The sequence below is a fragment of the Lactococcus allomyrinae genome, assembly GCF_003627095.1.
GTDB classification, from domain to species: domain Bacteria; phylum Bacillota; class Bacilli; order Lactobacillales; family Streptococcaceae; genus Lactococcus; species Lactococcus allomyrinae.
The window spans coordinates 2,661,148-2,673,787 of record NZ_CP032627.1; the positions used below are offsets into that span (position 1 = coordinate 2,661,148).

General features: G+C 38.5%; 12 protein-coding genes and 1 tRNA gene. 12 read left to right on the forward strand and 1 reads right to left on the reverse strand.

Annotation, left to right across the window (positions count from 1 at the left end):
• Positions 1-66 precede the first annotated feature (66 nt).
• Both D7I46_RS12720 and pgmB read left to right on the forward strand, forming a co-directional pair.
• Positions 67-2,400: a glycosyl hydrolase family 65 domain-containing protein gene (locus D7I46_RS12720; RefSeq protein WP_120773209.1), complete on the forward strand. Its 2,334-nt coding sequence runs from the start codon at positions 67-69 to the stop codon at positions 2,398-2,400.
• A gap of 315 nt (positions 2,401-2,715) precedes the next feature.
• On the forward strand, positions 2,716-3,381 hold the full coding sequence (gene pgmB, locus D7I46_RS12725; RefSeq protein ID WP_120773210.1) for a beta-phosphoglucomutase: 666 nt from the start codon (positions 2,716-2,718) through the stop codon (positions 3,379-3,381).
• A gap of 330 nt (positions 3,382-3,711) precedes the next feature.
• Here the strand turns inward: pgmB and D7I46_RS12730 are convergent, their stop codons facing one another.
• The gene (locus D7I46_RS12730; RefSeq protein ID WP_120773211.1) at positions 3,712-4,488 is read right to left on the reverse strand and encodes an alpha/beta hydrolase; all 777 of its coding nucleotides are present in this window, start codon (positions 4,486-4,488) and stop codon (positions 3,712-3,714) included.
• 304 nt (positions 4,489-4,792) lie between these two features.
• On the opposite strand from D7I46_RS12730, the gene D7I46_RS12735 reads away from it, so the two are divergent.
• From D7I46_RS12735 to D7I46_RS12775, 10 genes are all read left to right on the forward strand, one after another.
• Positions 4,793-5,476 carry an ATPase gene (locus D7I46_RS12735; protein ID WP_120773212.1) on the forward strand — a complete coding sequence of 228 codons (684 nt, stop codon included), beginning with the start codon at positions 4,793-4,795 and terminating at the stop codon, positions 5,474-5,476.
• A gap of 310 nt (positions 5,477-5,786) precedes the next feature.
• A complete protein-coding gene (gene tsaE, locus D7I46_RS12740) occupies positions 5,787-6,233 on the forward strand; it encodes a tRNA (adenosine(37)-N6)-threonylcarbamoyltransferase complex ATPase subunit type 1 TsaE (protein ID WP_162930917.1) in 447 nt (148 codons plus the stop codon).
• 137 nt (positions 6,234-6,370) lie between these two features.
• The gene (locus D7I46_RS12745; protein ID WP_120773213.1) at positions 6,371-7,786 is read left to right on the forward strand and encodes an LCP family protein; all 1,416 of its coding nucleotides are present in this window, start codon (positions 6,371-6,373) and stop codon (positions 7,784-7,786) included.
• 101 nt (positions 7,787-7,887) lie between these two features.
• Positions 7,888-7,961 (forward strand) — tRNA-Arg (locus D7I46_RS12750).
• 218 nt (positions 7,962-8,179) lie between these two features.
• Complete coding sequence (truA, locus tag D7I46_RS12755) at positions 8,180-8,935, forward strand: tRNA pseudouridine(38-40) synthase TruA (RefSeq protein ID WP_120773214.1); 756 nt, start codon at positions 8,180-8,182, stop codon at positions 8,933-8,935.
• Between the two features lie 239 nt (positions 8,936-9,174).
• A complete protein-coding gene (locus D7I46_RS12760) occupies positions 9,175-9,954 on the forward strand; it encodes a bifunctional hydroxymethylpyrimidine kinase/phosphomethylpyrimidine kinase (RefSeq protein ID WP_120773215.1) in 780 nt (259 codons plus the stop codon).
• Between the two features lie 225 nt (positions 9,955-10,179).
• A complete protein-coding gene (locus D7I46_RS13400) occupies positions 10,180-10,344 on the forward strand; it encodes a hypothetical protein (protein WP_162930918.1) in 165 nt (54 codons plus the stop codon).
• A 77-nt stretch (positions 10,345-10,421) separates the two neighbouring features.
• Entirely contained in the window at positions 10,422-10,928 is a 507-nt protein-coding gene (locus D7I46_RS12765) for an ECF transporter S component (protein WP_120773216.1), read from the forward strand.
• Entirely contained in the window at positions 10,909-11,451 is a 543-nt protein-coding gene (locus tag D7I46_RS12770; protein WP_120773217.1) for a TIGR01440 family protein, read from the forward strand. Before D7I46_RS12765 ends, D7I46_RS12770 begins: the two co-directional genes overlap by 20 nt.
• Positions 11,452-12,609, forward strand: a complete 1,158-nt coding sequence (locus D7I46_RS12775) for a pyridoxal-phosphate-dependent aminotransferase family protein (protein WP_120773218.1) — start codon at positions 11,452-11,454, stop codon at positions 12,607-12,609.
• The last annotated feature ends 31 nt before the right edge of the window (positions 12,610-12,640 follow it).

Sequence of the window (12,640 nt, forward strand, 5' to 3'; positions counted from 1 at the left end):
ATTTCATTTGGAGTCAGAGCCAGTGGCTTCTGGCTTCTTTATTTTTGAGAGAAAGAAAGGCAAAAAATGACGGAAACGGATAAAGACTGGATGATTCAATATGATAAATACGAAGTAGGAAAACGTTCGTATGGACAAGAATCATTAATGACTTTAGGAAATGGGTATCTAGGTTGGCGTGGTGCTCCTGTGTGGTCATCTTTTTCAGAACATCATTATCCTGGACTTTATGTAGCTGGTGTGTTTAATCGGACAACGACTGAAGTTGTTGGTCATGATGTTGTCAATGAAGATATGGTAAATTTACCTAATCCACAGTTGATAAAAATTTTTATTGGTAATCAATTGGTTAAGTTTACTGAACAGACGATAATTAGTCGTCAGTCAGCAATTAATTTTAAGAATGGCACTCAGAGGGATAAATATGTCGTGAAAGTTGATGAGGGTAAGTTGACTTTGACAACGACAAAATATGTTGATCCAATTGATTTCCATTGTTTAGGATTTGAAGGAGAAATCCTTACAGATTTTGATGCAACACTTCGTTTGGAAAGCTTGGTCGACGGTTCGGTTTTAAATCAAAATGTAGAACGTTACCGTGCTTTTGATAGCAAAGAGTTTGATGTGCTTTCTATTTCTGAAAATATTTTAGTGGCAAAAACAAGGACAACGGATATTGAGTTTGCGGTTGCTGTGAAGACAACTTTGGCAGGTAGTTCGGTTGTTTCAGCTGAGTCAGGGCATCAAGAGGTTTTATTAGAAACTGGACAAGTTGAACTGCATAAAAATGTTCCTGTTCATTTTGAGAAAGTCATTGTATTAGCGACGAGTGCTGAAGAGAAGCAGCCTGTTGATTTTGTGAGAAATGAATTGGCAAAGTTATCAGTAAGTAAAATCAGAGAAAACAGCACAACATATTGGTCAAAAGTTTGTGAAACAGCTGATATTGTGATTAAATCTGATGATAAAGATTTACAACGGATGGTGCGGATGAATGTTTTTCATATTCGTCAGGCGGCACAACATTTGGCAAATCAATATTTGGATGCTTCTGTTGGTTCACGTGGTTTAACTGGTGAAGGTTATCGTGGTCATATTTTTTGGGATGAAATTTTTGTTGTGCCGTATTATGCGGCAAATGAACCTGAAACAGCGCGTGATATTTTGCTTTATCGCTTGAATCGTTTGTATGCAGCGCAAGATAATGCAAAGGTTGACGGAGAAATCGGTGCAATGTTTCCTTGGCAATCAGGGCTTATTGGAGATGAACAATCGCAGTTTGTTCATTTGAATACGGTCAATAATGAATGGGAGCCTGATAATTCGCGACGTCAACGTCATGTTTCACTTGCGATTGTCTATAATTTATGGATTTATACTCAGTTGACAGGAGATTTGAGTATCTTACATGAGGGAGGGCTGGAACTTTTACTTGAAACAACGAAGTTCTGGTTGAATAAGGCTGTTCTTGGAGAAGATGGTCGCTATCATATTTCTGGTGTGATGGGTCCAGATGAGTACCATGAAGCTTATCCTGGAAAAGAGGGAGGAATTACGGATAATGCGTATACTAATCTCATGCTTGTCTGGCAGTTGAATTGGTTGACTGAGTTACAAACTAAAAATACGTTTGATTTTTCAAGTGTTGATGTGGAATGGCTAGAAAAAGCTCAAGATGTCGCCCATAAGTTGTATTTGGATATTGATGAAAATGGAGTCATTGCTCAATATGCAGGTTATTTCGATTTGAAAGAGGTTGACTTTACGGCTTATGAAGCAAAATATGGTGATATTCATCGGATTGACCGCTTGATGAAAGCAGAGGGTATTTCGCCAGATGAATATAAGGTTGCTAAGCAAGCAGATACACTGATGTTGCTTTATAATTTAGGGGCTAACCATACAGAAAAACTTGTAAGACAGCTTGGTTATAGGCTTCCAGAAGATTGGCTCAGAGTAAACCGAGATTATTATCTTGCGCGTACGGTACATGGCTCAACAACGTCACGTCCAGTTTTTGCAGGAATTGATGTGACGATTAATCAGATGGATGAAGCAGTGGAGTTTTTGACTGAGGCAATTGGTTCAGATTATTACGACATTCAGGGCGGAACGACGGCTGAGGGAATCCACATTGGAGTGATGGGAGAGACACTTGAAGTCATTCAAAATGAATTTGCTGGGGTAACTTTACGTGATGGTGAATTTGGAATTGCACCGCGATTGCCAAGACATTGGTCTTATTTGAAATTTACCCAGCTTTTCCGAGGAAATAGAGTGACGGTTGAGATTTCTGACAAGAAACTTTTACTGACAGCTGATAGAAAGATGGTAGTTAGAGTGTATGACACATTATTCCAGCTAGAGTCAGGAGAAACAGCTACTTTTGAAGTAAAGTAATAAGGAAATAAATTAAAAAGTTACTGACAAAATTACTATCAGTAACTCGTTGATTAACAACTAATGCAAACGATTGCGTTAAATGATATTATTTGATAAAATATACTAGTTCCACTTTAAAATTCAACAGGATTTTATTAATTTTAGTGGTAAGATAAAACAGACAACAAGCATCGGCCGTGTAGCGTGATATCATGGAGATAATGGGTTTAACGTATGGTGTATGAAGTCTACCAGTACCATGAAGTTAGACTCTATAGGATTTAATTGAGTTTGTCCGCTTAAAGTTGGGCTAATAATTGATGGAGGAATGTAATGTTTAAAGCAGTTTTATTTGACTTAGATGGTGTAATTACAGACACAGCAGAATACCATTTTCGAGCATGGAAAGCATTGGCAGAAGAAATAGGAATTGCCGGTGTGGATCGTGCCTTTAATGAACAATTGAAAGGTGTTTCCAGAGAAGATTCTCTGAAGAAAATTTTGGCGTTGGGAAATAAAACAGTGTCAGATGAATCATTTGCAGCACTTGCGAAACGTAAAAATGATAACTACGTTGAAATGATTCAAGATGTATCTCCTCAGGATGTTTATCCAGGTATTTTGACTTTGTTGAAAGAGTTGCGGAGTCATGGGGTTAAAATTGCCTTGGCTTCGGCGTCTAAAAATGGTCCCTTTTTGTTGGAGAGAATGGGCTTGACAGATTATTTTGATGCGATTGCAGATCCATCAGAAGTTGCGGCTTCAAAACCAGCTCCAGATATTTTCATTGCGGCAGCGCACGCAGTAGGCGTTACTCCTGAGGATTCCATTGGCTTAGAGGACTCACAAGCTGGGATTCAAGCGATTAAGGATTCTGGAGCCTTGGCGATTGGAGTTGGTCGTCCGGAAGATTTGGGAGAGGACATTGTTGTTGTCCCAGACACTTCACATTATACGTTTGAGTTTTTGGTTAAAGTTTGGTCTGAAAATAAAGACTGAGTAAAAGCTGTCAGTGCTGACAAAAGCTAATTTATAAGTGAAACAGACCAACTCTATTTTAAAATTGAGTAAGATTTTATACCAAAGTGTCTGTCTGTCTGTTCCAAGTTGATACAGTGGCAAAATGAAGTGGTTGATTAGTAGCTACAAATGATGTGCTTTTTTATCAGTTGTTTTGGCGATAGATAAAAAGTTTAGCGAACAGAGAAAGTTCGTAAAGCCATGTATCACGGAGGCTATGCTATGGAGGTCAATTCATTGTTGTTTTTTACAACAAATTAGTTATAGTTTTACAAAAATAAAAACCTGTCAGTATACTGACAGGTTTTTTTAACTTTCATTAGTGAGTTGGATTTGTTTTTCAAGCCATTGTATTGCCCAGAGCAACCAACGCTGAACAGATGGTTTAATATAGTTGTCATCAGGTGCTGTAACTCTGTTAGCTAAAGACAGTCCATGAGGACCATCATCAAAAAAATGCGCTTCAAAAGGAATATGGTACTTAGCAAGGCGGTCACAGTATTTTAAACTGTTATAAATCGGAACGCTGCAATCATTTCCTGTATGCCAGATAAAAGTTGGAGGAGTTGATGAAGTTACCATTTCTGCTGTATTATATTCGGCAGAGCTAGGTAGAGTAAAGTTGAAATGAGTCATATTATTTGGCCAACCAAAAGTGAAAGAGGTTACGGGGTAGCAGAGAATGATACCTTTGGGTTTATAAAATTGATACTGGTTACTATACCAAGAGGCAAGATGCCCGCCTGCTGAACAACCAAGTAAAAAGATTTGTTCAAGGTTAATATTCCACGCTTCATAGTTTTCGTGGATGAGTTCAAAAACATGATGAAGTTCAAGCAATGTTTCAGAGAGAAAATTATGAGTTGTTCCTTTATTCATGACTGTATAATTAAGAACGAAAACTTGATAGCCTTGTGCGAGAAAAGCAAAGGCAAGAGGTTCTGATTCACGTTTGGAAATATGTTCATAGCCACCGCCGGGACAGATGATGATAGACGGGAGGGAATATTGAGTCGGTCTAGGATTCTCCTGTTGATAGAAGTCCACCCAAGCTGTATCGTTAATTGTATGTCTTGATTTGTTCATGCTTTTATTGTATCAAAAAGGGGTATTATTTTGCAAAAACAATGAAAACGAATACAGATAATCTACTGGCATTTAGTATGTTGAAAGATATTTAATATTGGAGTTGAGCTAAACTAACCATCATTATCTCCATGATATCGCGCTACACGGACGATGGTCGTTGTCTGTTTTATCTTACCACTTAGTGAAGAAATGTATGAACCAGCACAGAGTTTTCATCTCATGATAATTGTAATTTATAAAGAAAACGCTGAAAAGTGTTATTTTTAAGTTAGCTTAAGGAAAATGACATAGAATTTTCTGTATGAAGAAATTGATTTATAGTATTACTTTATTTACGATGGTAAGTTTTCCAATCGGGATACATGCGGACACCGCTACCAGTGGGCAAGAGACACAGACTGCTACAAGTGCTGCAAATGAAAATACTCAGTCATCACAATCAAGCACATCATCAAGTTCGACGTCAAGCAGCTCTAATTCGAGTGATTCAACTGGTACGGCAGAATCTACTCAAACGCCAGCAAGTACAACGACTGCGCAGCAAAATGTTACAGAAAATTCTCAAGCACAAAATAACCAAACTCAGAGAGAAAATAACGCACAGGCGACTACCCGGAATACAACAACACAAGAACCTACAAAGGGTTCAACAACCATCATCAATGAAACAGTCAACAACACAGGAAAAAATTCAGCGAATATTTGGACAATTATATTAACGAGTCTGTCAGCAACAGTTACGATTATTGGAGGAGTTACAGCGCTCGTTCGGCATTTCCATAAAAAAATAAAAGGTAAAAATGCTCTGGATAATAAATCATTGACAAAAACCGCGAAAAAATCACAAGTGTCAGTTTTCACTGAAGACACGGCTGTACTGACAGCTTCTCCATCACTGACAGAAACTCAAAAAATGAACTTACAAGCTGACAGAATTCTAAAAAACCAGAGAAATCAATCTGATTTCCGGAGAAGAAGGAGATAACTGGCGGGAGCTAAGTTTGCGTTGGAAAGTACAGAATTAAAATATCATCAGAAAAGAAGTGGAAAAAGATAAACTTTTCCGAGATTTCCTATCTCCGCGCTTTCGCTACTACGCTGTCCGTTTGCTTAGCAAGAGCCAACTGGCATTTCTCTACGCTTCTTGGTAGTGTCGTTCACATCTTATAATTGAGTTTAACTGCTTAGAACCCGTGAAAATAGATAAAAGTATTCAATGAGTAAAGCTCATCTCCATCTTTTCCTAATTTTCTGAGTTCTGGACAATCATCCTCACATCTTGGTATAATAAAATCATGAAATTTAACGAAGAAGAAATGCTGAAATTTGCAGAGAAATTGGGACGTTTATTGAAAGCACAGGATGTGATTGTGTTGACGGGTGAATTGGGTGCAGGGAAAACAACATTTACTAAAGGATTAGCTTTAGGGCTTGATATTCATCAAATGGTGAAAAGTCCGACTTATACAATTGTTCGCGAACTTGAGGGACGTTTGCCGCTGTATCACATGGATGTTTATAGAATTGGTGATGATCCTGATAGTTTTGACTTAGATGATTATTTGTTTGGTGAGGGAGTATCTGTCATCGAATGGGGTGAAATGTTAGGAACGGATTTACCTCAAAATTATTTGGAAGTTGTTTTTGACAAGTATTCTCCTGAAATTGTTAATGACAAAGAACGCGAAATTGTGTTAAAAGCTCATGGTAAACGCTACGAAGAACTCATAGAAAAATTATAAGTAAATGTTGTAATCTTTATTTTTCAAAATAATCCTAACACTAAGAGCAGTCAAAATTTATGATAATGAACAAGATTGATTTGTCTAAATTTTTTCTTTCATATTGTTAAATATAAAAAATTTGGTATAATGCTAATATGAAACTATGGATAAAAACGCTCCTAATGTTAGGGAGTATCATTTTGGTGACAGGTGCTGCTGCCGCTGCTTATACACTTACAGTGTTAAACAGTACCACTCAGGCATTTAAAATGACTTATACGAATGCAGGAAGTAAGCAAACAGAAAAAATCATCAAAGCAACGAAACCTCTAACGATTTTGATAATGGGGATTGACACAGGTGGAGCGGGACGCGGGACCGCAGATTCATGGAATGGAAATTCAGATTCACAAATTCTTATCACACTTGACCCGACCAAAAAGACAACGACTATGGTTTCGGTTGAGAGAGATACTATGACGAATATCCTCGATGGCTCTGGAAATATTGTCTCTAAAGAAAAGTTGAACGCTGCTTATCCGCTAGGTTATAATGCTGGTGGAGGAAGTAAAGGGTTAGAAACAGGTGTTTCCTATGCAATGAAAACAATTGGGGAACAAACTGGGATTAATATTGATAACTTTATCACCATGAACTTTGATGGTTTGATTAATTTAGTCAATGACGTTGGTGGAATTGATGTGTATAACGACCCAAATTCTATTGCTCCAAGTACACCCGACTATCCTAATCCCAAGCATGAAATTTTTATTTCAGATACCGAACCTCAATATACTGCAACGATTCCTGCTGGAGAGCAACATTTGAATGGCGAGCAAGCACTTGTCTACTCACGAGACCGCCATCATCGAGTTGGTGGAGATTATGGGCGTCAGATTGCTCAACGTCAAGTTATTGAAGCGCTTATGAAAAAGATGCTTTCACTTGATAATATTACTCAGTATCAAAAAATTCTCAATGATGCTTCCAAAGATTTTAAAACAAATATTCCAATTAATACTTCCACCATTTCTTCTTTATTGGGTTACAAAGATTGTTTCAAGAAAGTTATTTCAATTCAAGCTAGAGGGGTGGGAAATATGGTTGATGGTGTCTCATATGAGTTCTTCCCTCAAGATGTATATCTCGCTATGCAAAATGCAATGAGACGCTCATTAGGAGAGGATACTCTAACGACTCTACCTTCGAATTTGATTACATATGAAAGTTATTTTGGGACAGCTTCAACTTATTATCTCCCTTCAGCTACAGTGACTGAAAACGGAAAATCTATGACATATGGTATAGACACAGAAGGTAATTTTGTAAATATTACTTCTCAAAACCAAGATGAATTCATTTCAAGCACAACCGGAAGTGGTGGAGGGACTAGTTCATCATCCACTTCATCAAGTTCAACTGGAACAAGTAGCTCTTCAAGTACAGCGAGTAGTTCATCTGTAGATTCTACAACATCCGATACTAACTCAGGTTCGTACGGAGATAGTGGTGCAAGTTCTGACGACTCCAACAGTTATGGAAATAATACAGGAACTTACACAGGACAATAATTGAAAAAACAAAAATAATATGATAAACTGGTTTCTGGAAGTCGCTTATGAACGATTAGATTTTGCTGATTAGTTTATAAGTTACTGACAGGAACCTATTTGGTCCAGTAGCTCAGTTGGATAGAGCATTCGCCTTCTAAGCGAACGGTCGGGGGTTCGAATCCCTCCTGGATCATGGTGCCAAACCTTGCCTCACTTTCGTAGTGAGGCTTTTTTGTTTATTTACATATTCAGCTGTTAAAGTTGAGGTGTTATAATGAATCATTGTTGTTATATTGTTTGACTTTTAAGTGAGGTGTTTAAAAATTAAACAGTATGAGTATTAAAAAACTCCAATCTTATCATCAGAAAAACAAATGAAAGTCGACTAATAAAATGTGCTATAATAGAAAAATGACAAGATACAAAGCTACGATTGCCTATGATGGTACAGATTTCGCAGGTTTTCAAACGCAGATTAACCAACGTACAGTCCAAGCAGAGCTTGAAAAAGTGTTAACCAAATTGAACTCGCACGAGCCAGTAATTCTGCAAGGTTCTGGTCGTACTGATGCAGGGGTACACGCTTTTGGGCAAGTGATTCATTTTGACCTTTTAGGACAACCACGTGATTTGGAACGACTTCGTTTTGGACTTGACACTCAAACTCCTGCTGATATTGCTGTAAAAAAAGTAGAGCAAGTGGGTGAGCAATGGCACGCACGTTATTGTAAGCATGAAAAAATCTATGAATATTATCTTGAAAATGCAGTGACGAGAAGTCCTTTCAGCAGAAATGCAAAAGCATATTTCCGTTATCCATTAGATTTTGACAAGATGCAAGAAGCTCTGTCAGTGCTGACAGGGACACATGATTTCACTGGTTTTACAGCATCAGGTTCATCGGTAGACGATAAGATTCGAACAATTTCTCAAGCAGAAGTCATTCAACTTGATGAAGAAAATTTTAAATTTATCTTTAGAGCGAACGGCTTTTTGTATAAACAAGTTCGTAATATGGTTGGAACTGTCATCAAAATTGGTAATGACAGAATGCCTGTCAGCCAGATTGAAAAGATTTTGATGACAAAAAATCGTGATTTTGCTGGACCAACGGCAGCCCCAGAGGGCTTATACCTCAAAGAAGTGATTTACGATCAAAGGAAGTAAATCATCGGTGGATGAAGTTAAGACTTATTCAGTGGGAATTTTAACTCGTCACTGAATTTAGTCGGACGAAATTCGAAGCCTACTATTCCGACTAGGTGCTTCAGCGCCTTAGCGAGGATGGACAGCGTAGCCGTAAGGCGGAGATAGTGTTGCTTTATCCCCTACCTAAAGAGGGAGGGGGTAGTAGCACGCACTTGCTTTGATAAAGTTTTGCGTAGCAAGATGTCAAAAGGAGTTTTATGACAAAAGATTTGACAAAAAATAAAAAGATATTGACGATTGCAGGCTCTGATATTTTATCAGGTGGAGGAATGCAAGCGGATTTAGCAACATTTGCTCATGATGGTTTTTATGGATTTTGCGCACTAACAAGCATTGTTACAGTCCGTGAAGATAAATTCTTTGTTCATCCAGTTGAAGAACAAGTTTTTAAAGACCAACTGAGAAGTCTTCAAAGTATTGATTTTTCAGCAGTAAAAATCGGACTTTTACCCAATCGAAAACACTTACAACTGACAAAAGAATTTCTGTCAGCACTGACAGAAACACCTATCATTCTTGACCCTGTCATTGTTTTTAAAGAAAATGATGATTATAGTGTCAATGAAATGCGGGAGCTATTCATCAGAACGCTCATTCCAATTTCGACAGTGATTACTCCCAATCTACGTGAAGCTGAAATTCTGTCAGCGATTTCCATATCAACAATTGACGACATGAAAGAAGCAGCCAGAATTCTTTATCGGTTTGGTACCAAAAATGTTGTCATTAAAGGTGGGAATCGCTTTAATCCAAAATATGCCATTGATCTCGCTTACGACGGAGAACATTTCTATGAATTGAGCAATCCTGTTTTGGATAAAAATAACAATGGCGCTGGATGTACTTTTGCAGCAAGTATTGCCACCCATCTCGCACAAAGAGATACTTTTGAGCAAGCAGTGGGTAAAGCTAAGAGTTTTGTCTATCAAGCGATTCAGAATTCTAACCAATATGGTGTTTTTCAAAATGCAAAATAAATCAGCTCAATAGATAACCAAGCTTCTACACCGAAAAAAATTCTTTGCTTTTTATTAAGTGACGATTGTTTCGTAGTTACTTTTGAAACCTTCAAACTAATATTGTCTAACTTTCAAACGTATCGCTTGAAAGTTGCTGTGCTGTTGATGCTCGCTATTCCAACATATCTGGCTAGTCGCAATCTTTGCATAAAATGAGCTTGACGCACTGCATCAAGATTGCAGATGAGAAAAGTATCACTTTTCTCAATCGTCGCAAAGCACGCACTTCGTGTGCCGTCTTGCGAACAGTCTCCGATTGTTGCACACCCACAGGTATCCATTCTCTCTAAGCAGCTAAAGCATCAAGGCGAAATGGTTCTCTATGTAGACAGAGCCTGTTGGTTGTAACCGCGCTAGGTAGAATTGGAGATGAACTAATATAAAAAGTAGAAATCAAACTTTGTCTAGTAGTCATATCATAGGAGATGAAACTCATGAATCAGACCAACACCAATATCAAAAAGATTACAATTCTTGCCATCTGGACAGCCATCAGCTTTGTTCTCGGCAGAATTTTTACTTTCCCCATTCCAGGTTCAGCTGGCAATATTTTAACATTGCTAGATGTTGGAATTTACAGTGCTGTTTTTTTGTTAGGAAAACGTGAAGCTGCTGTTATTGGCGGACTTTCTGCCTTCCTATTAGATTTCACAGCAGGCTACAGCAATTATATGTTTTTTAGCTTGATTATTCACGGCTCGCAAGGTTATTTGGCAGGATTGACGCGTTTTAAAACGCTTAATTTTATCCTCAGTGCGATTGTTATGGTGGGCGGATACTTCATTGTAGGTGGATTTATGTACGGCTGGGGTTCTTCTATTGCGGGACTTTGGGTCAATATTGTTCAAGTTGCAATAGGCTTTATCCTCGCAAGAGTTGTTAGCCCATTAATCAAAAAGGCAGGTATTTTAAATGGATTTAGAAAAGCTTAAAAACGAAACACAGCTCATCATTAATGATGTCCTTGAAAAATCTGAAATAAAAGCAGGACAAATCTTTGTCCTAGGCCTCTCCTCATCAGAAGTAAATGGTGGTATAATCGGCCACGCCAGCTCTGCGGAAATCGGCGAAGTCATTGTTGGTGTCATTCACGACACGTTGACAGAAAAAGGTATTTATCTTGCTGTTCAAGGTTGTGAGCATCTCAATCGCGCCCTTTTAATCGAACAAGAATTAGCAGAGAAAAAAGATTGGGATACCGTTTCTGTCATCCCACAGCTCCATGCAGGAGGGAGTGGGCAAGTCGCAGCATACAAACGATTTAAGCACCCTGTAGAAGTAGAACACATCATTGCTCAAGCAGGACTTGACATTGGTGACACCTCGATTGGGATGCACGTCAAGCACGTCCAAATCCCGATTCGTCCAGTTTTGCGTGAATTAGGTGGTGCACACGTGACAGCATTGAAGAATCGCCCCAAACTTATCGGTGGCGAACGTGCGAGGTACAAATGAATGAATGAAATGCTCATCATGACACCAGGACCAACAGCAGTCGCGGAAAACGTTCGACTTGCAAGAAGTCAAACAACAACAAATCCAGACATTGACCTTGATTTTTATGACTTTTACAAAGTAACTTGTGAAAAATTTGGAAAATTTCTCCAAACAAAAAATGACGTCCGTATTCTAGCTGGAGAAGGTATTCTAGGGCTTGAAGCAGCCTGCGCCTCATTGACTGAGCAGGGAACACGTGTCCTCGTGTTAGATAATGGCATTTTTGGACATGGTTTTGCTGACTTTGTGACAATGTACGGTGGAGAGCCACTTCTCCTGAGAAGCCCTGAGACAGCAAGCTTTGACCTCGCACTTTTAGAAGAATTTTTGGAAAAAGACCACGACTTCAAATATGCTACGGTTGTTCATTGTGATACCCCTTCAGGCGTGCTCAACGACATCTCAAAAATCTGTCCCTTGCTTAAAAAATATGATATTTTAACTGTGGTTGACTCAGTGGCGGCAATGGGAGGAGAACCTCTAGCTGTTGATGAATGGGAGATCGACATTGTACTTGGAGGTTCACAGAAAGTCCTATCGGCACCTCCAGGACTGACTTTCCTTTCTATTTCACAAGCAGCCTATCAAGCAATGGAAAATAGAAAAACGCCAATTGCCAGCTTTTACTGCAATCTTCTCGTATTCAAAGATTATTTTGAGAAAAAATGGTTTCCTTATACGATGCCGATTTCGGATATCTATGGTCTGACCCAAGCGATTGATAATCTATTGGCAGATAAAGAGATTATAAAGCGCCATGCGGATATTGCTGAGGCAACAAGGCAGGCGATTGAACATTCCGCTTTGCAACTTCATCTGAAAAATGGTTTTTCAAATACTGTCACAGTTATCAATGTTCCTAAAGAAACAACGGCTCAAGCGATTTTAAAAGAGATGAAAGAACATTATAATGTCATGATTACAGGCTCATTTGACCGCTTGGAAGGAAAAGTTCTGCGTATCGGGCACATGGGCGAGAACGCTAGAGCAAGCAAAGTGGCTTATACCCTCTATGCTCTTCAACAAACATTGGAAAATCAAGGCGTGAGCCTTTTAAGTAACCTACAAGATGATTTTTTGAAATATTATCAAAAACTGACTTTTGACAAAAAATAAAAAATCGTATATAATTATTTTCGGGCACTGG